Genomic DNA, 22,644 nt, shown 5'->3' on the forward strand with positions numbered 1-22,644 from the left:
CTCGGAACTTTTTGGATGGCCGGCGGTTGAGCCTCTTTCGAACCAGAGGAGGCAGCCATGCCGAGAGGTGACAAATCCGCTTATACCGACAAGCAGAAGAGAAAGGCCGAGCATATCGAGGAAGGCTATGAGGACCGCGGCGTATCCCAAGGGGAGGCTGAACGCCGTGCATGGGCAACCGTCAACAAGGAAAGCGGCGGCGGCAACAAATCAGGCTCCGGGCGCGGCAAGAAGGATACGAACGAATCCTCCGAAAAAGGCGGACGGATCGGCGGCCATGCCTCCGCATCCCGCTCGAAAGAAGAACGCTCCGCTTCCGCCAAGAAGGCAGCCGCCACCCGCAAGCGCAACGAACACCACGCCCATCACTGACGGCACCATCAGGCGCCAGCAACGCGGCAGGTGGCGCGAGGCCACCAGCCGCCGCTCTAAAGGACACTCGCAATGGCGAAGAGCAAGAAGAAATGGTCACAGGATGTCACCGAAAACAGTGACGCCATGGACCTCAAGGAAGGTGTCTTCACATCCAACGATCCGAAGAAGATCGCCGCTTCCCTGAAACACTCGGCCGACGACAGCGACCGGCGCAAATCGAGCCCCTTTCGGTCGGCCATGTCGATGTTGAATTTCTACATCAACCGTGCCGGAGAGCAGTTGACGAAGAAGCAGAAGGACACACTTGAAAAGACGAAGGACGAACTTCGCAAGGATTTCGGCCGCGAAACAAGGCGTTAAAGACATTACGAGGGCAAATGACTTACGAGCTTTATTATTGGGACGGCATCCAGGGCCGTGGAGAATTTGTGCGGCTGGCACTCGAGGAAGCGGGTGCCGACTATATCGACATTACCCGCCAATCCGGCCGCGGGCGTGGCACCGGCGCGATGTTCGCCATTATGCAGAGCGACAGCGAGGCACATATCCCTTTCGCCCCGCCCTTCCTTAGGGACGGCGATCTCATCATTCCGCATGTCGCCAACATCCTCCTCTATCTCGGCACCAGACTTGGGCTTGCGCCTGATGACGAGGGGCTGCGCTATGTCGTGAACGGGTTGCAGCTGACAATCACCGACTTCGTGGCCGAGGTGCATGACACACATCACCCGATTGCAACCTCGCTCTACTATGAGGATCAGAAGGACGAAGCGAAGGCGCGCTCAGCCGACTTCATCAAGGAACGCGTCCCGAAATTCCTCAACTATTTCGAACGCGTTCTGCAACAGAACCCGGAGGGCGCGAAACATATAGCCGGCGATGCGCTGACCTATGTGGACCTCTCGCTATTCCAGGTCGTCGAGGGACTGCTTTATGCCTTCCCGAGAGCGATGAGCAGCTACCGCAGCAAATATCCGCTGCTTGCGGCCCTCCATGACAGCGTCGAGCAGCGTCCCAACATAGCCCGCTATCTGAAATCCGACCGCCGTCTTCCCTTCAGTACCGAGGGGATTTTCCGCCATTATCCAGAACTCGATATCGATGCGTCCTGAGCCGCATTGCTAAGTATTTCGGGAACGATTAGGAGCGCCATCGATTTTGCCTTCGATCCCGATTTCAAGATACCAAAGAGGTCGAGGAAGGCTGCGACGAGAAGTGCGCCGCCTGACATTTACCCTCCTGTAAACTCAAAAACCTGCGGTGCAACCTCGGGTTCTTTTGTTCATTCGGGAACGCTCTGGCGTGCCAGGAAATCCAGCATGCGGTTCTCATCCGCCCGAAGCCCACGCAGGGGCTCGCTACTGCCCTCCTCCAGCGTCTCATCCTTGGATGAAAGCGCAATGATTGCCGGGTGGATGTAGCTGGAGCGCGAGATCGCCGGCGTATTATGCAGGACGTCGGCCGCAGCTTCCGACATCTCCTTGACGGTCGGCCGTCGTCCTTCTGAGGCGGCACTGCGTGCCGCGCAGAAAGCGGCAAGCGAACCTGCCCATGTGCGGAAGGTCTTGGCGGAAATGGCAATGCCCGAGATGTCAGCGAGATAGGCATTCAGTCGGCCGGAATCGATCGGTTTCAGCGCACCTGTCTCGTCTTTCCAGACGAAGAGCTGCCTGCCCGGCAGATCGGCGATCTCCTCCAATATCTTCTGCAGGCGTGGATGTTTGAGACTGCGCTGCACGCGCTTGCCGCCCTTGGCGCGGAATTTCAATTCGATGCGACCGTCAACGATCTTCAGATGGCGCTTCAGCAGTGTTGTTGCACCATAGGTATCATTCTGCTTTACATAGGCCTGGTTGCCGACGCGCAGATGCGCTTCGTCGAGCAATATCGTCAGCGCGGCAAGCACACCGTTGATGTCCTCTGCGCCGGTATCGAGATGGCGCAGCACTGTTCGCCGGATCTTTGGCAGTGCATTGCCGAACTCGATGAGTTGATGGAATTTGCCGGTGCTGCGGAAGGCCTGCCAATCCTTGTGATAGCGGTATTGTTTGCGGCCACGCACATCGAAGCCGGTGGCCTGCAGATGACCGTTCGTCGATGCAGATCCACACATTTTCATAGGCCGGCGGCAGGCCGAGCGCATGGATACGCGCCCGCTGGACCTCGTCGGCCAGTGTTTTCCCGTCTGGCAGCGTATAACTGAAGCCCTTGCCTTTTCGTCGTCTGCGGATACCCGGTTCGGTATCGCTGACATAAATCAGACCAAGCTCGGCGATGACGTTGGCATTCATTGCTTGCTATTGATCCGTCACCTGCTCCGCCGACCGAAATGGAACCACCTGCGCCGTTCGGCCTTGCTTGCATCCTTTGGCGGGCGGGTCTGCCCCTTCGGCGCAAAGACTGCAATGCTTTGGGCATAAACCATGACGGGACCTTCCTGCTCATGGAGCTTGAAAGCATCCTCCTCAGCACCGGTATCGAGTACACGCGCCCAGTGCTTCAGGCCATTGACCTCGGGCAAATGCACCTCGCAATCGCCGCCAGCATTGAAAACCAGATAGAGATCGTCCATCTCCTCGGTATCTGGGGAATGCGCACTCTTCGAGAGGTAGACGCCGAGCACTTGAAGTCCGTCGTCGTTCCAGGCGCCGTCATCCATGAAACTGGCGTCCGGCTTGTACCAGGCGATTTCGATCCGGCCGTCTTCGGTACTGTCACCTGTCAGAAAGCGTTCCTGCCTCAGCACCGGATGCGCCCTGCGGAACGCGACGACCTTGCGGCAGAAATCAAGGAAAGGATCATCGAGGCCGTCCCATTTTGTCCAGCCAATCTCATTGTCCTGACAATAGGCATTGTTGTTACCGCCCTGACCGTTGCCGACCTCATCGCCGGCAAGGATCATCGGCACGCCCTGAGAGAGCATCAAGGTTGCCATCATGTTACGGCGCCGGCGTACTCGCAGCCTGTTGATGTCCTCGTTATCGGTCACGCCCTCGGCACCCATATTGTCCGAATGATTGTCTGAATGTCCGTCCCTGTTGTCCTCGCCATTTGCCTCATTGTGCTTGTCGTCGAAGGAAACAGTATCCGTCAGCGTGAAGCCGTCATGCGCCGATAGCAGATTAATTGATGACGTCGCCCCGCGAGCCGAGTGATTGAACTGCACCGCCGAGCCGGTGATGCGCTGCGAGATCTCCGACACCATTCCGCCGTCTCCCTTCCAGAAGCGGCGTACATCGTCACGGAACTTATCGTTCCACTCGCGGAAAGGATGCGGGAAGCCGCCGACCTGATAGCCGCCGGCTCCAACATCCCAAGGTTCGGCGATCAGCTTGACCCCTGCAAGGATCGGATCCTGACGGATCGCGCCGAAGAACAGGCCCTGCCGGTCGAATTCCATATCCTGGCGGCCGAGCGTGCTGGCAAGATCGAAGCGGAAACCATCGATATGCATGGCGCCGACCCAATAACGCAGACTGTCCAGCACCATACGCATGACCATCGGATGAGCGACGTTCAGCGTATTGCCGGTGCCTGTCGTATCGAAAGTATGGCGCGGATCGTCGGGCGAGAGGATGTAGTAGCTTGCGTTGTCGAGACCGCGGAAAGACATCGTTGGCCCCTTCTCGCTGCCCTCGGCCGTGTGGTTATAGACGACGTCCATGATGACTTCGATGCCGGCGGCATGGAACTTCCTCACCATGGTCTTGATCTCAGTGATCTTGTCACCCGAGAGATAGCGTGCCTGCGGTGCGAAGAAACCGAGCGTCTGGTAGCCCCAGTAATTCGTGAGTTTCTTCTCTTCGAGATAGCGGTCGTTCGGGAAGAACTGGATCGGCAGCAGCTCGATCGCGGAAATGCCGAGCTTCAAGAGATGATCGATGATCGGATCGCTGCACATGCCGGGGAAGGTGCCACGCAATCTGTCCGGCACTTTCGGATGTAGCATCGTCAGTCCCCGGACGTGCGCCTCATAGATGATCGTCTCCGGCCATGGCCGCCGGATCGCTTGTTCGCCGGCCCAGTCGAATTCCGGATCCTGAACGACACCCTTGACCATGTAAGGCGCGCTATCGCGCTCGTCGAAGGAAAGATCGTCCTTGCCGATCGTATACCCATAGAGCGCGTCGTCCCATTTGAGATCGCCGAGCACCTGCTTGGCATAGGGGTCGAGCAGCAGCTTGTTGGCATTGAAGCGATGGCCGTTTTTCGGATCGTACGGACCGTGCGCGCGGTAGCCATAGACCGTACCAGGGCCGACGCCGGCGATGTAGCCCGACCAGATATCACCCTCGCGCTTCGGCAGCGGTAGCCGGGCAATCTCTTTCTTGCCATCGGGAGAGAACAGACAGAGCTCCACCTGTTCTGCGTGTGCGGAGAAAACCGCAAAATGTGTGCCCGAACCGATATATTCCGCCCCCAGCTCCGGTTTCAGGAAGTCGAGTTCGGAGAAGGAAAAGCTCATGACGCCCCCGTTTGCTGAATGGCCAAGCGGGAAACGTCATTGCAGTGCGAAAGTTCCCTCAGTTTGCGTCGTTCTGGCCCAGATCAGGGCATCAGCTGGCCGCCATTGACCTCGATGATCTGACCGGTGATGTAACCTGACAAGGTCGGCGAGGCGAGGAAGAGATAAGCGCCGACGCAATCTTCCGACGTGCCAACGAAGCCCATTGGAATGGACTTGCGCTGCAGTTCCATCTGCTCGTCATTCGTATAGCGCTCGTGGAAGGGCGTGGCGATGACGCCCGGCGCGACCGCATTGACACGGATCTTGTCGGCGACGAATTCCTTGGCGTGGCCGTGGGTGATCGTCGAGACGAAACCCTTCGAAGCAGCATAGAGAATTGCACCGTTACCGCCGCCGTTGCGCGCCGCAATCGAGGTCGTGTTGATGATGAAACCGCCCTGCTTCTTCAGCCAGGGATGGGCAGCGCGTGTTGCCGCCAGCACCGAACGGGCATTGAGGTTCATGACCTTCTCATAATGCTCATCGGTATATTCCGAAGTCGGCTTGCGGCCGAGCATGCCGCCGGCATTGTTGATCAGGCCGTCGAGATGGCCGAAGGTCTTGGCCGTCTCTTCGACGACACGCTCCGTTTCACCTTCCCGCGAGACGTCGCCATGCACCAGATGCACCGTAGCCCCGGCTGCCCTGATCTCTTCGACAAGCTTTTCGGCCGGTTCACGGCTGGCATTATAGTGCACGCCGACCTTGACGCCCTGAGCGGCCAGAGCGCGGGCGACAGCAGCGCCAATGCCCGTCGAAGCGCCAGTAATCAGCACGGCCTTGCCGGCGAGGTCTGGAATTTTGATGGATGCAAGCAATTGAGCAAGATCTGCCATGGCGACGATAGCCTCCCGAAAAACCAAGGACATAGGTGATGAAACGATATGTGCCAGTCTTAGCAGGCGAGATTGCAGAAGGGCAATGCACGAAAGAGCGAGATGGCATGCCTGCGGCAACGGGTGCTCCCGTTGACAAATGACCGGCAGCCCATAGTCTCGGCCTTCGGTTCGCGGTGAGGGTTACCGCTCTTTGAGGGGAAGACATGCTCAAGCGCGTGAGATGGCTGCTTTTTCTGGGCCTTGCCCTCGGTCCTTCTGCCTATGGGGCTGCAGATGCCCAGACACTCGACGCGATCAAGCAGAGCAAGATCATCCGTCTCGGCTATATCGCCGACGAGAAGCCCTTCTCCTTCAAGAAGGCGGATGGCAGCCCTGCTGGCTATGCGATCGATCTCTGCCGCCGTATCGCCGATGAGGTCGGCCTTAACGTTTCAGGCCTCAGGCAGAATTATATCGAGACGACGCTGTCTGATGGTTTCGGCGCGGTGAAGGACGGCAAGATCGATCTGCTCTGCGGTGCGACCACGATCAATCTTGCCCGGCGTGAAAGCGTCGACTTCTCCCAGCCTATCTTCCTGACAGGTGCCAGTGCGCTGTTGCGCAAGGATTCGCCTGATTACCTGCAGATTCTCTTTCTCGACAAGCGCCCCGTCAGCGCCGTCGACCTGAAGTCGCCCGCCCAGAGCTCGATCGGCGTGCGCGCCGGCACGACGACCAGTGCAACGCTGCGCGATGCCATTGGTCCCGACGTGTCGCAGACCCGCATCGTCGATTTCCCGACGCATGAGGACGGTTTGAAGGCGCTCGAGGATCACAAGATCGATGCCTACTTCGCCGACCGGTCCCTTCTCATCGGCCTTACCGACCGGGCGGGCAACCCTTCCGAACTCGAGCTCGGCAGCCGCCTTTTCACACACGAACCCTATGGCATCGCGATGCGGCGCGACGATTCCGCCTTCCGGCTTCTCGTCGACCGCACATTGACGGGCTTCTACACCTCGAACGATTTCCCAAAACTGCTCAAGGCCTATTTCGGCGCCGAGGCACCGGCCCTGCGCAGCGAAATCATGATGCAGTCGATCCCCGAATAGGCCCCTCTCAGACCCGTTCGAGCGCCACAGCAATGCCCTGGCCGACGCCGATGCACATGGTCGATAGCGAATAACGACCGCCGGTTTCACCAAGCTCTAGTGCTGCGGTGCCGGAGATGCGGGCACCCGACATGCCGAGCGGATGGCCGAGCGCAATCGCGCCGCCATTGCGGTTTACGCGCTGATCGTCATCGGCAATGCCGAGCTCGCGCAGAACGGCAAGCCCCTGGCTGGCAAAGGCCTCGTTAAGCTCGATCACATCGAACTGTTCCTGCTTCATGCCAAGCCGCGCCATCAGCTTGCGGGAAGCCGGGACAGGTCCAACGCCCATGACGCGCGGCGGGACGGCCCCGGCCGCACCGCCGAGAATACGGGCAATCGGCGTCAGGCCATATTTCTTAGCCGCCGCTTCCGAAGCGATGATGAGGGCAGCCGCTCCGTCATTGACGCCCGAGGCATTACCGGCTGTCACCGTACCGCCCTGACGGAAGGGCGTCGGCAGCTTGGCGAGCGCTTCCATGCTGGTTGCGCGCGGATGTTCATCCTTCTCGACGATGATCGGATCGCCCTTGCGCTGCGGGATGGTCACCGAGGTGATTTCCTTGGCCAGCCTGCCGCTCGCCTGGGAGGCCGCAGCCTTGGCCTGTGAGCGTACGGCAAAGGCGTCCTGATCCTCGCGGCTCACTTTGTAATCCTCGGCAACGTTCTCGCCGGTTTCCGGCATGGAATCGACGCCATACTGCTTCTTCATCAGAGGATTGATGAAGCGCCAGCCGATCGTCGTGTCGTGGATTTCGGCAGAGCGTGAAAAAGCGGTATCGGCCTTCGGCATCACGAAGGGGGCTCGCGACATGCTTTCCACGCCGCCGGCAATCATCAGTTCGGCTTCGCCTGATCGAATGGCGCGCGCCGCGGTGATGAGGGCATCCATGCCTGAGCCGCAGAGCCTATTGATCGTTGTGCCCGGCACCGAGACCGGCAGGCCGGCGAGAAGCAGCGACATGCGGGCGACATTGCGGTTGTCCTCGCCCGCCTGATTGGCGCAGCCGAAGACGACGTCATCGACCACTTCCCAGTCGACGGAAGCGTTCTTCGCCATCAACGCCTTCAGCGGAATGGCGCCGAGATCGTCGGCACGAACGGAGGAGAGCGAGCCGCCGTAGCGGCCGATCGGCGTGCGGATATAATCGCAGATAAAGGCTTCGGTCATGGACTTGTCCTCAGAGTTCGGGAACGACGAGATCGGCAACCGGCCCCTCGATATGGAGCGGCGCACCGGTCATGGCCTGCAGTTCCTCGACCGACATCGCGCCAAGTTTCTCGCGCAGCACGAAACGTCCGTCCTTGATGTCGATGACGGCATGGCTCGTATAGATGCGGGTGATGCAAGCCACCCCCGTCAGCGGGAAGGTGCATTTGTCGACCAGCTTCGGCTCGCCATTCTTGGTGACATGCTCGGTGATGACGCAGACCTGCTTGGCACCATGGACCAGATCCATGGCGCCGCCGACGGCCGGCACACCCTTGGCGCCGACGCGCCAATTGGCGAGATCGCCGTTTTGAGCGACCTGATAGGCGCCGAGAATTGCGACATCGAGATGGCCGCCGCGTACCATGGCAAAGCTATCGGCGTGATGGAAGAAGGCTGCACCCGGCTTCAGCGTCACTGCCTTCTTACCGGCATTGATAAGGTCCCAATCCTCTTCGCCTGATGGTGGCGCCTCGCCGAAGTTGAGAATGCCGTTTTCCGTATGGAAGATAGCCTGCCGGCCCGGCGGCTGATAGCGGGCAACCATTTCCGGAAAGCCGATGCCGAGGTTCACATAGGCGCCGTCGGCGATGTCCTGTGCTGCGCGCCAGGCGATCTGGGCGTTGGAGAGCTTGATGTCTTCTCTGATGTCGACGGTCATACGTAGGCCACCCCGGCTCGAATAAGCTCTTCTTCCTGTTGCGGATTGGCGATCTCGACGAGGCGGTCGACGAAGATGCCGGGTGTAACGACATGCTCAGGATCGATGCCGCCGGCCGGCACGATGCTCGAGACCTGCGCGATCGTCTTGGCAGCCGCCATGCACATCAGCGGGTTAAAGTTGCGGCCGGCCTTGTTGTAGGTGAGGTTGCCGTGGGTATCGCCGACATGCGCCTTGACGATCGCAAAATCGGCCTTCAGCCAGCGTTCCTGCACATAGTGGCGGCCATCGAACTCGGCGATGACCTTGCCTTCTGCAAGATCGGTCCCATAGCCGGTCGGCGTAAAGAAAGCAGGAATGCCGGCTCCGCCGGCGCGGATCCGCTCGGCGAGCGTTCCCTGCGGCACGAGCTCCAGCTCGATTTCCCCGGCAAGGTATTTGTCGGTGAAGGCACGCGGATCGGACGAGCGCGGGAAGGAGCAAATCATCTTCCTGACCATGCCGGCATCGATCATGGCGGCGATACCGATGCGGCCATTGCCGGCATTGTTGTTGATGACCGTGAGGTTCTTCGGGCCCTTATCGATCAGGGCGTGAATGAGCTCGATCGGCGCACCCGAACCTCCAAAGCCACCAATCATGACGGCGGCGCCATCGCCGATTTTGGAGACGGCGTCAGCCGCGCTCCCGATTATCTTGTCCATGCGGGATCTCTCCTTGCGGGATGAGGCCTCCTCGTGCCTCCCTGACGACAGGCATAAAGCGACAGCCATCCCGACGGCAAGAATTTTGTGCGATATTTGATATTTGTTCGTATATCGCACAAAAGAAATTTGCGCGCGGAACTCTCACGCGAACTACCGGGGCTCGCGCAAAAGCCGCTCCGCCTCCATGGATAGGCGGCCATCCGGTTCTTAATGACGTCAGATTGTTGGTAGGCCGGCCGAGGCAAGACCGGCAGAAGAGAAAACGCTCAAAAAGGGATAAGACACGGCCAAAGCTGCGTGGAGGCTCGATTTGGCGGGATTGCTTTCGGCCATGTCGCGCGTCGGGCCTAGCGTCCTCTGTTTTCCCGCGATGCCGGCAGTGTCGTGCTCTCCCAATGCCATTCGACATTTCCGGGTACGAACCCGAGCTTGAGGTTCCTGCGACCAATAATTCGACGGCTTCCGGTGTTTGGCGCCAGATGATCAATATCCGTCAGGAAGGCGTCGAAACTGTCGCGCCAGCGTGGATCAATATGGTGGTCAGACGCAAGCATGCGTCGGTATTGTTCCCGCAGGAACTTGTGCTTATGAGTTTTTGGCATGGCGCTCAGATGGGAATGTTGGGGTATGGGAGCAATAGCGAGCGCGCCGTATAATTTGAGTTTAGGTTCGTTGTAAAGTGCCTCTTGTCGTAAACGCAGATTAGCCGCCGCTTTCATCCGGCTCGCAGCGTCGGGTGGAACTTGGCCGCGAAGCGACATAGGTGGCACAAGTCAGGATCAATGCACCGACGATGATCGCAATAGAAATCGATGGCTTCGAAGTAACGAAGAATATCGCATATCCGGCCAACATCCCCATCAAGGCTAAAATCTTGGATTTCCTGGAAATCGCGCCATTTTCACGCCAGTCGCGCAGCGAGCCGCCAAATCGACTGCGCATCAGATAGGCCTCCAGGCGTGGGGATGACCGGCTGAAGAACCACGCAGCCAGGATCAAGAAGATTGTCGTCGGCATGAGCGGAAGGATGGCACCGATAATTCCAAGACCGACCATCAGCAGACCAAGGCAAATGTAGACCGCCCGTTGGAACGAACTGCGCGGCGGGCCAGGCATAGAACTCAATTCACGCACTCCTCATCGGATCGTCAGCCCTACGATGGCCTGCAACGAAAAGATCAAAATCTCCTGCTGCCTCACATCTTGAAGTCTCGGCGCCATATTTCACCACGCACCCATGGAAGCCCGAATATTTCACGTCGACGGTTGCCCAACGGACGCGTAAGTTCGTCGAACCAGCACATCACCCTGCGCACCCATTCCCAACACCCGAGCGGAACACATAGAATGACGACCCACCATTTCGTCGCAACTGCCTTTTACAATGTTATTGGAACCATGCCTCCGGCTTTGAAGATCGCGAGCGGCGACACAGTCGTAACCCGCACGCTTGACGCTTGGGGTTATGACGAGAATGACGTCCGGCAGGCACACGGTCCAAATCCCATGAACGGGCCGGTCTTCGTCGAGGGTGCAGAACCCGGAGATGCCCTCAAGGTCGAAATCCTGGACATGAATCCCACGAGGGACACTGGGTTCACGCGCAGCGTGTTGGCGGCAAATGTCATTGATCCCGAGGCCGTTCGCGACCTTCCAAGATCTGAAAAGACGCTGTGGGATATCGACCGGCAAGCGATGACCGTGAAACTGAAGGAACCGGTTGCCGGCATCGAAGATCTGGTCCTGCCATTGTCACCGATGATCGGATGTTTCGGCGTAGCGCCGAGCTTTGGCCAGGCGATCTCAACGGCGACGAGCGGTGCGTATGGCGGAAATATGGATTATCGCGTGCTCGGTCCAGGCGCGACGATCTGGTTCCCCGTCTTCGCGCCCGGCGCATTGTTCTTTCTTGGCGACTGCCATGCGGTCCAGGGTGACGGCGAAATCGTCGGCACCGGTGTTGAGACGACGTTCGAAGTCACTGTCCGGCTGACGGTTGAAAAGGGAAGGCCAATGTCCTGGCCGAGGGCTGAAACTGCTGATGACGTCATCACCATCGGCAATGCGAGGCCGCTCGACCAGGCTCTGCAGCATGCGACGACCGAAATGTTGAACCTGCTTGTTATAGACTACGGCCTGACCACGGTGGCGGCCAGCCATCTGCTCGGCCAGGTGATCCGTTACGACATAGGCAACGTCTTCGACCCCGCATATACGGTTGCCTGCCGGGTTGCGAAGAAATGGCTTCCAGCGCGCTGACCTATCGCCACCGGCGAAGGCAGCCAGGGATCGAAAGCTCGTATCATCGTCGATCCGGCAAAAGATCCGGCAAGCCCTAACTTCTAATCCATCACGAGGAAACCAGACAAATCCATGCGGGAAAGTGATTTCGTCAGCGGCTTCGCCCGCGGTCTCAAGGTGATCGAAGCTTTCGGCGAAATGCATCGTCGGCTATCAATCACCGACGCGGGGAAACTCACCGGCCTCGACCGCGCCACGGTGCGTCGCTCGCTGCTGACGCTCGCCGAGCTGGGTTACGCCGATTACGACGGCAAGTTCTTCACTCTGACGCCGAAGATCCTGCGGCTTGGGCATGCCTATCTGGAGGCGACCCCGCTGCCGGTGCTCATCCAGCCACATCTTGACGCGCTCTCCGAGAAAGCCGGCCAGAGCGCATCCGCATCAGTGCTCGACGGCACTGACATCGTCTATGTCGCCCGCGCCTCGCAGCGCCGCGTCATGTCGATCAACCTCACTCCTGGCAGCCGCCTTCCCGCCTATTGTGCTTCGATGGGTCGTGTCTTGCTTGCAGCCCTACCGGAGGCCGAAGCCCGGGCTGTGCTTTCCAGGAGCGAGCTGAAAGCGAACACCCCGAACACGAAGACCGATCCTGGGGAATTGATGGCCGAGTTCCGGAAGGTCCGAGCCGAGGGTTATGCCCTCATCGATCAGGAGCTGGAGCTCGGCCTCTGCTCCATCGCCGTGCCTGTTGAGAACGATCGCGGCCAGACGGTCGCCGCCATTAATATCGGCGCGCCGGCCGCCCATGTGCCGGCGGCTGAGATGGTCGCACGCTACCTGCCGCTCCTGAAGGAAACCCAGGCCACGCTGCGCACCGTGCTGCGCTAACGCATGTCGCTCAACGCTTTAGAAATGCCGGACCATCCAGCCGGCCGAAATCAGCGCGCCGTTCCAGATGAGACAGCCGATGAATGTGGCAACCGCAAAACGGATGGCATCGATCGAGACCATCGACGAAGCAAGGCCCGAATAGACCCGTGCGGCCGGCACGAGCTGCACCAGCGCCATGCGCGTCATGCTTTCCGCGTACCAGCCCGAGGCTCTGCGCGCTACCGTGAAGCGCCCAAGCCATGCCGACAACGACCGAAGGCCCGGAGAGGCACCGGAGAAACGCGCTAGATAGTACCAGCAAAGCGACCCGGCCATCGAACCGAAGGCGGAAATGATGACCAGCGGGATCACAGCCGAAAATTCCGAGCCTGCCGTCAGCCCGAAGAACAGGTAGATGCCGACGGACGGGACGACCGGAACCAGTTTTTCCAGCATCGCGACAAGCATCACGCCGCAGAGGCCTGTTGCAAGGACACAGGTCACGAAGTTCGGCAAAGCCATATCGTCACTCCGGCCGGCGCGAAATGCGAAAGACGCTGGCGGGCGGGATATTCAGGCGCACCCGGCCGAGCCTCTCTGCCTGCAGCCCGAAGTCATCGAGCACGTCTGGCGGTACAGAGCAGGCATGGCCGTAGGTGAACTGGTAGAAGGCGCCGCCACGTTCCAGCAGGCTGAAGCTGCCGCCGACAATGGCGCGGATGATTTCCGAGGGCATATTGCGAAAGGGCAATCCGCTGACGATTGCTGCCTGCAGTCCAAGCTCCGCCTTGCAGGCGCCGAGCTCGCGCGCATCGCGCTGGAGGATGGTTACGTCAGGAAACCGTTGTTGCAGCGGAGCGATGAAGCGGGTTTCGAGTTCTACCAGTGTGAGGTCTCGCGCCGGCAGGCCGCGTTTCAGAAGCGCCTGCGTGAAAACGCCTGTGCCGGGACCAAGCTCCAGCACCTTGCCCGCGGAAGGTTCAATTTCGCTGGTCATCAGCCGCGCCAGCCGCCCTCCCGAGGGCACGATCGCGCCGATTTTCCTGGGCTCGGCGAGAAGCGCACTAAAGAAGGCGGCCAGCGGCGGCTGTTGCATGCGGGTCTCCAGCATCGATTGTCCGCCTACGGTATTCCCCTTTCACATGATGCGAGCATGACGTGCACCCGCGCCATCCAAAAGAATCACGCAGCCTGGACCGTCGGCTCGAAGCTCATGTTGAAGCTCGCCCCACCGCCCTCAGCATTCGACACCCATACGCGCCCGTGGTGCAGCTTAACGATCTCACGCACGAGATGGAGGCCAAGCCCGATGCCCTGGCTGCGACCGTTCGCACGCTGGAAGGGCTCGAAGATCCGCTCCCGGTCATCAGGCGCGATACCAGGGCCTTCATCGCTGACGGAAATTTGTGCGGGGCGCTCGACCGCAATTGTGATCGTACCGCTCCTGCCGCCATGCTGGATGGCGTTCTGCACCAGATTGGCAATCGCCCGTTCCAGCGCCGTCTCATCGCCAAGGATGCGCTCCGGCATCGAACGCAACTCGAAATTCGCCTGATAGCCGGCGGCGATGATCAGCGGCGCAAGTTCCGCGGCCTGCCGCCGCGCAACGGTCGCAAGGTCGATGGAACAATCCAGCACCGGCTCCTGATTAAGCCGCTGCAGGTCGAGCAGTTGCTGAGCCAGCGTCGAAAGGCGGGCGACATCTTCCAGCAGCCGGTTGGTCGCCTCCGTCGGCGGCATGGTTTCCAGCCGGTTTTGCAAGATGGCGATCGGCGTGCGCAGCTCATGAGCGGCGGCCAGCATGAAGCGCCGCTGCTTGTTGTGGTCGTCGTCGAGCCGTTGCAGCGTCTCGTTCATGGCAATCACCAGCGGCGCAACTTCTTCCGGCACGTTTTCGAGCGGCAGCCGGTAGCCGCGTGTCGTCCCGTCGATGCCTTGTGCTGCCTGCGCCACCTCGCTCAATCCGCGGTGGATGCCTCGCGCCACAAAGGGTGTGACCGCCAGTGTTATGAGGCCTGTCAGCAAAATCACCGGCAGCACGATACCGGAAGCGATTGCCATGAAGACGACCAGAAGTTTGCCGGCCGAAAGGCTGCCCTGTCGGCCGACGATGACGAGCAGGTCGCCGTGATCCGTCTTTATTTTCTGCAGGCGTGCGGCAATCGTCGCGGGATTGTCCTCGTCCCCATTGAAACGGGCTTCGGCGATATCGGTACCCGACGCGGCGATGGCGAGATATTGCGCCGGCACATTGCCTTCGCTGACCATGCGTCCCTGCTGATCGCGTACCAGAAACCAGAAGTCGGCCGCCTTGTCGCGCTGATAGCCCAGATCGTCGGTGTTGGTGATACGCATCGAACCGTCGGCGTTCCAGGCAATCGATTCCGTGACCGCATCGATTGCATGTTCATCGGGTGCGAAGATGCCACTCATGCCCGAAATCCAGAAGACGAAGGCAAAGGCGATCGCAATCAGCACCAGGGTCGCTGCCTGCAGCGCCACCAGCCGGCGGATCAGCCTCCATTTCAGCGAATAGAACTTCATCTTCTTCATGGCCGGGCCTGCCGGATCAGGTAACCGACGCCACGGATCGTATGGATTTCGACTCCGGCGCCCGCCACATCGAGCTTGCGGCGCACGCGCGAGACATGCGCATCGAGTGCATTGGACTGGATCTCGTCGTCCATGCCGTAGACCGCTTCCTCGAGGCTGGAGCGCTCAACCGTGCGGCCGGCCCGGCGCATCAGCGCTTCCAGCACCAGCAATTCGCGGCGAGGCAGTTCGAGCGCCATCTCGCCGACACGCGCCTCGCGGTTGCGCAGGTCGAAATGCAGCCGGCCGAGGCACAGGCTTTCGATCTCGATATTGCCCGGACGGCGCAGGATCGCTCTCAAACGCGCCATCAACTCCTCGACGGCAAAAGGTTTGGCGAGATAGTCATCGGCGCCGAGATCGAGCCCCTCTATCCGGTCCTTCAGATCGCCGCGCGCCGTCAGCATGATAACCGGAACGGCCGGCTGGATGCGGCGCGCGTCGGCGATCAGCTCCAGCCCGTCGCCGTCAGGCAGGCTGCGGTCAAGCAGCAGGGCATCATAGCTGTTCAGCCGCACGGCCTCCTCGGCCGCCTCGATGGTAGAAACGTGGTCCGTGATGATATTGTTGTTGCGGAGCGCCGCCACTAGCACGGCGGCCATTTCCGGTTCATCTTCCGCCAGCAAGACGCGCATTTAACCGTCCAACTTCAAAAGCTGCTCTCTGCACAGGCAAGATTGCGTCAGCATGACGCCAAATGCCAGAGCGGTGTGGCGTCAATCCCCGAAAGGCAGGCTGATTGCCTCGGTTCGCGCTTCAAGCGCGTGGATGACGGCCGCCATATCCTCGCGCCCGAAACCCAGGTTTTCGGTTTCAGCGTAGGGCGCATGGCAGGCATCGAGCAGCGGCGAGGCGATGCCCGTCTGCCGCGCCGCTTCGGCGACCAGCCTGTTGTTCTTCAACACGTCAGAGATCGCCGCCTGCACTGAGAAATCCCGCTCCACCAGCTTGCCGCTCTTGATGCGTGATATGCCGCTCGCCATCTGGCCGGCATCGACGACGGCCCTGAAAATCCCCATGTCCAGCCCCTGCCTGCCGGCAAAATGGGCCGCTTCCGCCAAGCCCGTCACCGACGTGATGAGAAAGATGTTGACGGCGAGCTTCATCAACAGCGCATTTGGCACCGCGCCACAGACGACCGTCTCCCGGCACATGGGCGTCAGCAGCGGACGGACCTCATCGATAACGTCAGCCTCTCCGGCAAGCATAGCGACAAGCTGGCCCTCCTCCGCCGGCCGGCGCGAGCCCGAAACGGGCGCCTCGACATACCGACCGCCGGCTGTGCGGATATCCGCTTCAAGCGCTTTCGAATAGGCCGGCGCCGTCGTTCCCATATGGATCACGACATGCCCCGCGACACGTGCGGCAAAGTCAGGCGTACCACGCCCGAGAACCGTGTCAATCGCCGCCTCTGTCGCCAGCATCAGGATCACGGTGCGGGCCTTGCCGAACACCGCATCGACATCGGCAGCCACCTCGGCGCCTGCCGCCCGCAACCTTTCCACGCTTTCCGGCGAACGGTTCCAGACGATGAGGTCGCGGCCTGCCCGCGCGAGATTGAGCGCCATCGGCGTGCCCATCACGCCGAGACCGATGAAGCCTGTTTTCATTACTGCCGCCTCCTTGGATAGCCAGGGGCAACAAGTCTACGAACAAAGGTGGCGGCTGTCTTGAAGGTTAGTGCGCAGGTGCGAGCTGGCCGGAAATTTCCAGCGCCGCCTCGCGGATCGTCTGCGTGAGGATCGACAGCGGCAGCGAAGGAATGGAATCCGTACGCACCGTCAGTCCGACCGGCCCCCTCGTCTCGCTGGTATCGACCGGCAGGGCAGCCAGCACGCCATCGGCAATATCGCGCGCAACCACGCCGTTGGAAATAATCCAGATCGCGTCGCTGTCGCGTACGAAAGCGCGGCCAAAGGCATCGGAAACCGTTTCGATCTGGCTTGGCAGACTGGCGACGCCATTGGCGATCAGAAAATTCTCAACCACCGGCCGGATAATCGAACCGCGGGTCGGCATCAGAAGCGTATAGCGGCCGAGCTCGGCGAAGAGCGATTTGCCGGAGGCAAGCAGCGGATGGCCGGCGCGCACGGCAAAAACGACCTGTTCGGAATAGAGATGCTCGAAGGAGAAGCCGGCCATCCTTTCCGCTCCCGCCAGACGGCCGACGACGAGGTCGAGATCGCCTATGCGCAGTTGCTCCAAAAGCACGGCATTGTCGCCGGTGACGATCTTCACCCGGCTCCAGGTATTTTCCTTCAAAAACAGGTCCATCGCCCGTGGCATGATGCGCGTCGAGACCGTTGGCAGCGCGCCGATACGGATCGGCGGAGCATCGCCGAACTGTTCCTGCGAGACGGAATCAAGCCCCTGCCGCAGCGCCGTCAGCGCAGCACCCGCATGGCGCAGGAAGACCTCGCCGTAGCGCGTGATCCGGATGCCGCGCCCATCGCGCTCGAAGACGTCGACACCGAGCGCCTGTTCCAGCTCACGGATCGTCTTCGTTACCGCCGGTTGGCTGACATGCAAAAGCTCGGCCGCCTTCATCACGCTTTTCTGCCGCGCCACCTCGACAAAGGCCTGCAGATGGCGAAACTTGATGCGGCTATCGATCATTGCTTTCATAACCCATGAGTTATTGGAAAGCTGGAAAATATCATTTTACTTAACCGGATCAACTCACCAAATTGGGTATGGAGGAGATTTAAAGTGCAGTTTGCCAGTATCAATGACGTAACGATCCACTACCAGCTCATCGGGGCTCCGGCTGACAGGCCGGTTATCGTCTTTGCCAATTCGCTCGGCACGGATTTCCGAATCTGGCGAGACGTGATCGTCCGTCTTGCCGGCGACTTCGCCATCATTCTCTATGACTTGCGCGGCCACGGCCTCTCCGATGTCGGCCAGGTGCCCTACGCCATGGAGGATCATGCCACCGATCTTGCCGGCCTGCTCGACCTTCTGTCGGTCAAGGATGCGGTCATCTGTGGTCTCTCGGTCGGCGGCCTTATCGCCCAATCGCTCTACCAGCGCCGTCCGGATCTGGTGAAGGCGCTGATTCTCTGCGACACAGCCCACAAGATTGGCACGGTCGAAAGCTGGAACAACCGCATTGCCGCCGTCGAGAAGAACGGCATCGCCAGCATTGTCGACATGGTGATGGAGCGCTGGTTCACACCAGCCTTCCGCCGACCGGAAAACATCGCCTATGCCGGCTACTGCAACATGCTGATCCGCCAGCCGGTAGAAGGTTATGTCGCCACCTGCGCGGCGATCCGCGACGCCGATTTCACCGAAGCCGCGCGCGAGATCAAAGTGCCGACCATCTGCGTGGTCGGTGATCAGGACGGCTCGACGCCGCCGGATCTGGTGCTCTCAACGGCAAAACTGATCCCTGACGCGCGTTATGAAGTCATCAAGGACTGCGCCCATATTCCGCCTGTCGAGCAGCCGGAAGCGCTGACGGCGATCATCCGCGCCTTCCTCTCATCCATTGGAGAAAAGAGCCCATGAGCGACACCGCGTCCGAACGCTATCACCAGGGCATGGTAACCCGCCGCTCCGTTCTCGGCGATGCTCATGTTGACCGCGCGCAGGCGGCCTCAACCGAATTCGACAGGCCGTTTCAGGAACTGATCACCGAGGCTGCCTGGGGCCATGTCTGGTCCCGGCCGGAGCTGACGAAACGCGAGCGCTCGATGATCACAATCGCGCTGCTTGCCGCGCTCGGTCAGGATGACGAGGTGGCAATGCATGTGCGCGCCACCGCCAATACCGGCGCCTCGCGGGAGGATATTCGCGAGGCGCTGCTGCATGTGGCAATCTATGCCGGTGTGCCGGCGGCCAATCACGCGATCAAGATCGCAAAGCAGGTTTTCGAGCAGATGGACGCCGGCAAGGCGGGTTGAGGAGAGAAGATGTCCGACTTACCGAATCGCAAGCCAGAAACCGGGGCATTTTTCGGCCGCGACCGCGCGTGGCATCCGCCGGCCTATGCGCCGGGCTACAAGACCTCGATCCTGCGTTCGCCGCAGCGTGCGCTGCTGTCGCTCGACGGAACGATCTCAGAAATCACCGGCCCGGTCTTCGGCCAGTCGATGATCGGCGAAATGGATAACGACCTGATCCATAACTTCGCCCGCCCGGGCGAAAGCGCCATCGGCGAGCGGATCATCGTTCACGGCCGTGTGCTGGATGAACGCGGCCGCCCGCAATCCGGCGTGCTGGTCGAGTTCTGGCAGGCCAATGCCGGCGGCCGCTACCGCCACAAGAAGGAAACCTATCTCGCCGCCATCGACCCGAATTTCGGCGGCTGCGGCCGTTTCGTGACCGATGAGGAAGGCCGCTATTTCTTCCGCACCGTGCGGCCCGGCGCCTATCCCTGGCCGAACGGCGTCAACGACTGGCGCCCGGCCCATATCCATTTTTCGATCTTCGGCCACGGTTTTTCGCAGCGCCTGATCACCCAGATGTATTTCGAAGGCGATCCGATGATCTGGAAATGTCCGATCGTCGGCTCGATCCCGGACAAGACGGCGATCGAGCAGCTGATCGCCCCGATGGACTGGGGTAATACGATCCCGATGGACAGCCGCGCCTACAAGTTCGACATTGTGTTGCGCGGCCGACGCTCGACCATGTTCGAAAACAAGCCGGAGGGAAACTGACATGCAGGAACTCGGCTACCTCAAGGAAACCCCATCCCAGACCGCCGGCCCCTATGTGCATATCGGCCTGACGCCGAATTTCTGCGACATTACGGGCGTCTATGATACCGACCTTGGTATTCAGATGGTCAATGACAAGACGCTCGGCGAGCGCATCACCATCAGCGGTCGCATTTTCGACGGCGCCGGCGCGCTGGTGCGCGACGCTGTGATCGAGATCTGGCAAGCCGACAGTGCCGGCCTCTATAACAGTCCCTCGGAAATGCGCGGCACAGCCGATCCGAACTTCACCGGCTGGGGCCGCTGCCCCACCCGCGCCGAAGACGGTGTCTACAGCTTTGAGACCATCAAGCCCGGCAAGGTGCCGTTCAAGGACGGGCGCAAGATGGCGCCGCACATCACCTTCTGGATCGTTGCCCGCGGCATCAATATCGGCCTGCACACACGGATGTATTTCCCGGAAGAGCAGGAAGCCAACGCCGCCGATCCGATCCTGGCGCGCATCGAGCACCGTGATCGTGTGCTCACGCTGATCGCCACCCGCGACGGTGCGAACCTGACCTTCGACATCTATCTTCAGGGGCCGAAGGAAACGGTGTTTCTCGACATCTGACCCGTACGCAGACGCTACTTGTCCACAATGTGCCGGGCAAGTAGCGTCGTGCTGCCCTAACTTGTCCTTGAGCTTGATGGCGCGACAGGCCAGACGGGCGGTTATGAAACGAGATACCGAATGACCACTTCCCCTTTCGATCATCCCTTCCTCTCCGGCCTGCTCGGCGACAGTGAAATAGCCTCGTATTTTTCCGCCGAGGCGGATATCCGAGCAATGCTGTCTTTCGAGGCAGCGCTTGCTCGTGCCGAGGCCACACACGGCGTCATTCCGGCTGAAGCCGCACGGGCGATTGGCCAGACCTGTGCAGGCATCACCCCCGACATGGAAAGCCTGAAAGCCGCGACCACCCGGGATGGCGTCGTCATTCCAGATCTGGTTCGGCAGCTTCGGAAGGCCGCAGGGGAAGAGGTTGCAAAGCACGTCCATTTTGGCGCGACCAGCCAGGATGTCATCGACACCAGCCTCATGCTGCGGCTGAAATCTGTGAGCTTCCTCTTTGGCGCACGCCTGCATTCGGTGGTCACGGGACTTGCCGCACTGGATCGCCAACTCGGCAACAACCGCCTGATGGGCCATACGCGCATGCAGGCCGCGATCCCTATCACCGCTGCCGATCGCATAGCCGCCTGGCGGCTGCCGTTGGAGACCTATCGAGACCGGCTGACGGAGCAGACCTTCCCCGTTCAGTTCGGCGGTGCTGCCGGCACGCTCGAAAAACTCGGACCCGAGGCATCCGCCGTGCGCGCCTCGCTGGCACTGGAACTGGGGCTGACCGACGAGCCGCAGTGGCAGAGCCGGCGGAGCCGCCTCGCCGATCTCGCCAATCTCTACTCACTGATTTCGGGCAGCCTTGGCAAATTCGGACAGGACGTGGCGCTGCTCGCCGAAGCCGGAGGCGAGATCGAGCTTGCGGGCGGCGGCACATCCTCGGCGATGGCCCACAAACAGAACCCGGTTGCCGCCGAAACATTGGTCGCGCTTGCCCGGTTCAACGCCACGCAGCTTTCAGCGATCCACCACTCGCTCGTCCATGAACAGGAGCGATCGGGCGCCGCCTGGACGCTCGAATGGCTGGTGCTGCCGCAGATGGTCATGGCGACTGCCGCGTCATTGCGGCTCGCCACGGAACTCGTTGGTAATATCAAGCGTCTAGGGACGAACTGATCACCTTTGCACTCAGTCGGTAAAACCGGCTATGCAGGGATGGTGATTTCAGGAGTGATCCCGTGACCTTTCCCCTCTTCGATCTTTCCGGCCGCCGAGCGCTCGTGACAGGCTCCAGCCAGGGCATCGGCCATGCGCTGGCGCTCGGGCTTGCCGAGCACGGGGCCTCAGTCATCATCAACGGGCGCAATGCCCAGAAAGCGGAAGCGGCAGCCAAAGCGATCCGTGAAAACAAAGGCCATGCCGTCAGCGCTGCCTTCGATGTAACCGATGCCGAGGCCTGCCGTTCGGCGATCGACTATATCGAAGCGGAAATCGGCCCGATCGATATTCTCGTCAACAATGCCGGCATGCAGTTTCGCACGCCGCTGGAGGACTTCCCGGTCGAAAAGTGGGACGAACTTTTCCGCACCAACGTTTCCAGCATCTTCTATGTCAGTCAGCCGGTCGCGCGGGCGATGATCGGCCGCGGCCGCGGCAAGATCATCAACATCGCCTCGGTGCAGGCGGAGCTCGCCCGCCCCGGCATTGCGCCCTACACGGCGACCAAAGGCGCCGTCCGCAATCTCACCCGTGGCATGGCAACGGATTGGGCAAGACACGGTCTTCAGGTGAATGCCATCGCGCCGGGCTATTTCAAGACGCCGCTCAATCAGGCACTGGTCGACGATCCGAAGTTCTCAGGGTGGCTTGAGACCCGCACGCCGGCGGGTCGCTGGGGTAATGTCGGGGAGCTGGTTGGAGCAGCCGTCTTTCTTGCCTCGGATGCGTCGTCCTTCGTCAACGGGCATATGCTGATGGTAGACGGCGGAATTACCGCCTCGCTTTGAGCCTAGTGGCCACCATGACTCCCGTGATGATATCCGGTGTGGTCGCCCTCGGAGCGGCTATCATTACTCTCGAAGCTATCATGAGCGTTGAGGTTGACCGCGGGGAAGATTTTCTGCCAGACACTGTTCCAGGACAATGAAATTGCGATCGCCGAGGCGATCAGGATGACGCCGGCACCGAGGCCTATGAGTATCTCTGCGAGTGTTGCCATGCCGCATTCCCAAGGTCGCCGCC

Annotated in this window: 26 protein-coding genes and 2 pseudogenes; 12 read left to right on the plus strand and 16 right to left on the minus strand. The window is 60.5% G+C overall.

Annotated features, from left to right (window positions below):
• Positions 1-57: 57 nt before the first annotated feature.
• From AC1DM5_RS07835 to AC1DM5_RS07845, 3 genes are all read left to right on the plus strand, one after another.
• Positions 58-372 (plus strand): hypothetical protein, encoded by a 315-nt coding sequence (locus tag AC1DM5_RS07835; protein ID WP_007821013.1) that lies wholly within the window; start codon positions 58-60, stop codon positions 370-372.
• 72 nt (positions 373-444) lie between these two features.
• Positions 445-735: a DUF3175 domain-containing protein gene (locus AC1DM5_RS07840; RefSeq protein ID WP_113182963.1), complete on the plus strand. Its 291-nt coding sequence runs from the start codon at positions 445-447 to the stop codon at positions 733-735.
• Positions 736-752: 17 nt separating this feature from the next.
• The gene (locus AC1DM5_RS07845; RefSeq protein WP_477818676.1) at positions 753-1,487 is read left to right on the plus strand and encodes a glutathione S-transferase; all 735 of its coding nucleotides are present in this window, start codon (positions 753-755) and stop codon (positions 1,485-1,487) included.
• Between the two features lie 170 nt (positions 1,488-1,657).
• On the opposite strand, the pseudogene AC1DM5_RS07850 reads toward AC1DM5_RS07845, so the two are convergent.
• The 3 genes and pseudogenes from AC1DM5_RS07850 to AC1DM5_RS07860 form a co-directional block, all read right to left on the minus strand.
• Positions 1,658-2,666, minus strand: a pseudogene (locus tag AC1DM5_RS07850) (DNA topoisomerase IB).
• A 17-nt stretch (positions 2,667-2,683) separates the two neighbouring features.
• Complete coding sequence (glgX, locus tag AC1DM5_RS07855) at positions 2,684-4,840, minus strand: glycogen debranching protein GlgX (RefSeq protein ID WP_477974825.1); 2,157 nt, start codon at positions 4,838-4,840, stop codon at positions 2,684-2,686.
• Positions 4,841-4,923: 83 nt separating this feature from the next.
• Positions 4,924-5,718 (minus strand): SDR family NAD(P)-dependent oxidoreductase, encoded by a 795-nt coding sequence (locus tag AC1DM5_RS07860; RefSeq protein ID WP_477818679.1) that lies wholly within the window; start codon positions 5,716-5,718, stop codon positions 4,924-4,926.
• A 206-nt stretch (positions 5,719-5,924) separates the two neighbouring features.
• Here AC1DM5_RS07860 and AC1DM5_RS07865 point away from each other — a divergent pair, with 206 nt between their 5' ends.
• A complete protein-coding gene (locus AC1DM5_RS07865) occupies positions 5,925-6,812 on the plus strand; it encodes an amino acid ABC transporter substrate-binding protein (protein WP_477818680.1) in 888 nt (295 codons plus the stop codon).
• 7 nt (positions 6,813-6,819) lie between these two features.
• On the opposite strand, the gene pcaF is transcribed toward AC1DM5_RS07865, so the two are convergent.
• The 5 genes from pcaF to AC1DM5_RS07890 all read right to left on the minus strand — a co-directional run bounded on the left by pcaF (position 6,820) and on the right by AC1DM5_RS07890 (position 10,545).
• Complete coding sequence (pcaF, locus tag AC1DM5_RS07870; protein ID WP_477818681.1) at positions 6,820-8,022, minus strand: 3-oxoadipyl-CoA thiolase; 1,203 nt, start codon at positions 8,020-8,022, stop codon at positions 6,820-6,822.
• Between the two features lie 10 nt (positions 8,023-8,032).
• Positions 8,033-8,722 carry a CoA transferase subunit B gene (locus AC1DM5_RS07875; RefSeq protein WP_477818682.1) on the minus strand — a complete coding sequence of 230 codons (690 nt, stop codon included), beginning with the start codon at positions 8,720-8,722 and terminating at the stop codon, positions 8,033-8,035.
• On the minus strand, positions 8,719-9,426 hold the full coding sequence (locus AC1DM5_RS07880; RefSeq protein ID WP_477818683.1) for a 3-oxoacid CoA-transferase subunit A: 708 nt from the start codon (positions 9,424-9,426) through the stop codon (positions 8,719-8,721). Before AC1DM5_RS07880 ends, AC1DM5_RS07875 begins: the two co-directional genes overlap by 4 nt.
• A 350-nt stretch (positions 9,427-9,776) precedes the next feature.
• Positions 9,777-10,148, minus strand: a complete 372-nt coding sequence (locus AC1DM5_RS07885; RefSeq protein ID WP_477818684.1) for a hypothetical protein — start codon at positions 10,146-10,148, stop codon at positions 9,777-9,779.
• Entirely contained in the window at positions 10,132-10,545 is a 414-nt protein-coding gene (locus tag AC1DM5_RS07890; protein WP_477818894.1) for a YbaN family protein, read from the minus strand. Before AC1DM5_RS07890 ends, AC1DM5_RS07885 begins: the two co-directional genes overlap by 17 nt.
• Before the next feature lie 231 nt (positions 10,546-10,776).
• Here AC1DM5_RS07890 and AC1DM5_RS07895 point away from each other — a divergent pair, with 231 nt between their 5' ends.
• The gene (locus tag AC1DM5_RS07895) at positions 10,777-11,688 is read left to right on the plus strand and encodes an acetamidase/formamidase family protein (protein ID WP_477818685.1); all 912 of its coding nucleotides are present in this window, start codon (positions 10,777-10,779) and stop codon (positions 11,686-11,688) included.
• A gap of 114 nt (positions 11,689-11,802) precedes the next feature.
• The gene (locus AC1DM5_RS07900) at positions 11,803-12,558 is read left to right on the plus strand and encodes an IclR family transcriptional regulator (RefSeq protein ID WP_477818686.1); all 756 of its coding nucleotides are present in this window, start codon (positions 11,803-11,805) and stop codon (positions 12,556-12,558) included.
• 18 nt (positions 12,559-12,576) lie between these two features.
• On the opposite strand, the gene AC1DM5_RS07905 is transcribed toward AC1DM5_RS07900, so the two are convergent.
• The 7 genes and pseudogenes from AC1DM5_RS07905 to pcaQ all read right to left on the minus strand — a co-directional run bounded on the left by AC1DM5_RS07905 (position 12,577) and on the right by pcaQ (position 17,748).
• Entirely contained in the window at positions 12,577-13,062 is a 486-nt protein-coding gene (locus AC1DM5_RS07905; protein ID WP_477818687.1) for a DedA family protein, read from the minus strand.
• Positions 13,063-13,066: 4 nt separating this feature from the next.
• Complete coding sequence (locus tag AC1DM5_RS07910) at positions 13,067-13,636, minus strand: class I SAM-dependent methyltransferase (RefSeq protein WP_477818688.1); 570 nt, start codon at positions 13,634-13,636, stop codon at positions 13,067-13,069.
• An 86-nt stretch (positions 13,637-13,722) separates the two neighbouring features.
• Positions 13,723-15,093, minus strand: coding sequence for a sensor histidine kinase (locus AC1DM5_RS07915; protein WP_477818689.1), 1,371 nt, complete (start codon positions 15,091-15,093; stop codon positions 13,723-13,725).
• Complete coding sequence (locus tag AC1DM5_RS07920) at positions 15,090-15,767, minus strand: response regulator transcription factor (protein WP_477818690.1); 678 nt, start codon at positions 15,765-15,767, stop codon at positions 15,090-15,092. Before AC1DM5_RS07920 ends, AC1DM5_RS07915 begins: the two co-directional genes overlap by 4 nt.
• Positions 15,768-15,848: 81 nt before the next feature.
• Positions 15,849-16,286 carry an NAD-binding protein gene (locus tag AC1DM5_RS07925; protein ID WP_477818895.1) on the minus strand — a complete coding sequence of 146 codons (438 nt, stop codon included), beginning with the start codon at positions 16,284-16,286 and terminating at the stop codon, positions 15,849-15,851.
• A pseudogene (locus tag AC1DM5_RS07930) lies at positions 16,272-16,748 on the minus strand (NAD(P)-dependent oxidoreductase); the annotation flags it as partial. The gene AC1DM5_RS07925 and the pseudogene AC1DM5_RS07930, both read right to left, overlap by 15 nt.
• 61 nt (positions 16,749-16,809) lie before the next feature.
• On the minus strand, positions 16,810-17,748 hold the full coding sequence (gene pcaQ / locus AC1DM5_RS07935) for a pca operon transcription factor PcaQ (protein ID WP_477818691.1): 939 nt from the start codon (positions 17,746-17,748) through the stop codon (positions 16,810-16,812).
• Positions 17,749-17,841: 93 nt separating this feature from the next.
• Here pcaQ and pcaD point away from each other — a divergent pair, with 93 nt between their 5' ends.
• The 6 genes from pcaD (at position 17,842) to AC1DM5_RS07965 (ending at position 22,409) form a co-directional block, all read left to right on the plus strand.
• On the plus strand, positions 17,842-18,645 hold the full coding sequence (gene pcaD, locus AC1DM5_RS07940) for a 3-oxoadipate enol-lactonase (protein ID WP_477818692.1): 804 nt from the start codon (positions 17,842-17,844) through the stop codon (positions 18,643-18,645).
• Entirely contained in the window at positions 18,642-19,040 is a 399-nt protein-coding gene (gene pcaC, locus AC1DM5_RS07945; protein ID WP_477818693.1) for a 4-carboxymuconolactone decarboxylase, read from the plus strand. The genes pcaD and pcaC overlap by 4 nt, the downstream gene beginning before the upstream one ends.
• Positions 19,041-19,049: 9 nt before the next feature.
• The gene (gene pcaH, locus AC1DM5_RS07950) at positions 19,050-19,799 is read left to right on the plus strand and encodes a protocatechuate 3,4-dioxygenase subunit beta (RefSeq protein ID WP_477818694.1); all 750 of its coding nucleotides are present in this window, start codon (positions 19,050-19,052) and stop codon (positions 19,797-19,799) included.
• Position 19,800: 1 nt separating this feature from the next.
• Positions 19,801-20,412, plus strand: a complete 612-nt coding sequence (pcaG, locus tag AC1DM5_RS07955) for a protocatechuate 3,4-dioxygenase subunit alpha (RefSeq protein ID WP_477818695.1) — start codon at positions 19,801-19,803, stop codon at positions 20,410-20,412.
• 120 nt (positions 20,413-20,532) lie between these two features.
• The gene (locus AC1DM5_RS07960) at positions 20,533-21,579 is read left to right on the plus strand and encodes a 3-carboxy-cis,cis-muconate cycloisomerase (protein WP_477818696.1); all 1,047 of its coding nucleotides are present in this window, start codon (positions 20,533-20,535) and stop codon (positions 21,577-21,579) included.
• Positions 21,580-21,641: 62 nt separating this feature from the next.
• Complete coding sequence (locus AC1DM5_RS07965; protein ID WP_477818697.1) at positions 21,642-22,409, plus strand: SDR family oxidoreductase; 768 nt, start codon at positions 21,642-21,644, stop codon at positions 22,407-22,409.
• A gap of 2 nt (positions 22,410-22,411) precedes the next feature.
• Here the strand turns inward: AC1DM5_RS07965 and AC1DM5_RS07970 are convergent, their stop codons facing one another.
• Positions 22,412-22,621, minus strand: coding sequence for a hypothetical protein (locus AC1DM5_RS07970; RefSeq protein WP_439017645.1), 210 nt, complete (start codon positions 22,619-22,621; stop codon positions 22,412-22,414).
• Positions 22,622-22,644: the final 23 nt, after the last annotated feature.

This window comes from Rhizobium sp. 01T437 (assembly GCF_056398505.1).

Excerpts from the sequence above, each read along its gene's own strand:
- AC1DM5_RS07970 (WP_439017645.1), bottom strand. The coding sequence starts at position 22,621 with ATGGCAACACTCGCAGAGATACTCATAGGCCTCGGTGCCGGCGTCATC.
- AC1DM5_RS07915 (WP_477818689.1), bottom strand. The coding sequence starts at position 15,093 with ATGAAGAAGATGAAGTTCTATTCGCTGAAATGGAGGCTGATCCGCCGG.
- AC1DM5_RS07895 (WP_477818685.1), top strand. The coding sequence starts at position 10,777 with ATGACGACCCACCATTTCGTCGCAACTGCCTTTTACAATGTTATTGGA.
- AC1DM5_RS07905 (WP_477818687.1), bottom strand. The coding sequence starts at position 13,062 with ATGGCTTTGCCGAACTTCGTGACCTGTGTCCTTGCAACAGGCCTCTGC.
- AC1DM5_RS07860 (WP_477818679.1), bottom strand. The coding sequence starts at position 5,718 with ATGGCAGATCTTGCTCAATTGCTTGCATCCATCAAAATTCCAGACCTC.
- pcaH (WP_477818694.1), top strand. The coding sequence starts at position 19,050 with ATGTCCGACTTACCGAATCGCAAGCCAGAAACCGGGGCATTTTTCGGC.
- pcaF (WP_477818681.1), bottom strand. The coding sequence starts at position 8,022 with ATGACCGAAGCCTTTATCTGCGATTATATCCGCACGCCGATCGGCCGC.
- pcaG (WP_477818695.1), top strand. The coding sequence starts at position 19,801 with ATGCAGGAACTCGGCTACCTCAAGGAAACCCCATCCCAGACCGCCGGC.
- AC1DM5_RS07835 (WP_007821013.1), top strand. The coding sequence starts at position 58 with ATGCCGAGAGGTGACAAATCCGCTTATACCGACAAGCAGAAGAGAAAG.
- pcaC (WP_477818693.1), top strand. The coding sequence starts at position 18,642 with ATGAGCGACACCGCGTCCGAACGCTATCACCAGGGCATGGTAACCCGC.
- AC1DM5_RS07865 (WP_477818680.1), top strand. The coding sequence starts at position 5,925 with ATGCTCAAGCGCGTGAGATGGCTGCTTTTTCTGGGCCTTGCCCTCGGT.
- AC1DM5_RS07880 (WP_477818683.1), bottom strand. The coding sequence starts at position 9,426 with ATGGACAAGATAATCGGGAGCGCGGCTGACGCCGTCTCCAAAATCGGC.
- AC1DM5_RS07910 (WP_477818688.1), bottom strand. The coding sequence starts at position 13,636 with ATGCAACAGCCGCCGCTGGCCGCCTTCTTTAGTGCGCTTCTCGCCGAG.
- AC1DM5_RS07840 (WP_113182963.1), top strand. The coding sequence starts at position 445 with ATGGCGAAGAGCAAGAAGAAATGGTCACAGGATGTCACCGAAAACAGT.
- glgX (WP_477974825.1), bottom strand. The coding sequence starts at position 4,840 with ATGAGCTTTTCCTTCTCCGAACTCGACTTCCTGAAACCGGAGCTGGGG.
- AC1DM5_RS07900 (WP_477818686.1), top strand. The coding sequence starts at position 11,803 with ATGCGGGAAAGTGATTTCGTCAGCGGCTTCGCCCGCGGTCTCAAGGTG.
- AC1DM5_RS07925 (WP_477818895.1), bottom strand. The coding sequence starts at position 16,286 with ATGTGCCGGGAGACGGTCGTCTGTGGCGCGGTGCCAAATGCGCTGTTG.
- AC1DM5_RS07960 (WP_477818696.1), top strand. The coding sequence starts at position 20,533 with ATGACCACTTCCCCTTTCGATCATCCCTTCCTCTCCGGCCTGCTCGGC.
- pcaQ (WP_477818691.1), bottom strand. The coding sequence starts at position 17,748 with ATGATCGATAGCCGCATCAAGTTTCGCCATCTGCAGGCCTTTGTCGAG.
- AC1DM5_RS07890 (WP_477818894.1), bottom strand. The coding sequence starts at position 10,545 with ATGCCTGGCCCGCCGCGCAGTTCGTTCCAACGGGCGGTCTACATTTGC.
- AC1DM5_RS07920 (WP_477818690.1), bottom strand. The coding sequence starts at position 15,767 with ATGCGCGTCTTGCTGGCGGAAGATGAACCGGAAATGGCCGCCGTGCTA.
- AC1DM5_RS07845 (WP_477818676.1), top strand. The coding sequence starts at position 753 with ATGACTTACGAGCTTTATTATTGGGACGGCATCCAGGGCCGTGGAGAA.
- AC1DM5_RS07875 (WP_477818682.1), bottom strand. The coding sequence starts at position 8,722 with ATGACCGTCGACATCAGAGAAGACATCAAGCTCTCCAACGCCCAGATC.
- AC1DM5_RS07885 (WP_477818684.1), bottom strand. The coding sequence starts at position 10,148 with ATGAAAGCGGCGGCTAATCTGCGTTTACGACAAGAGGCACTTTACAAC.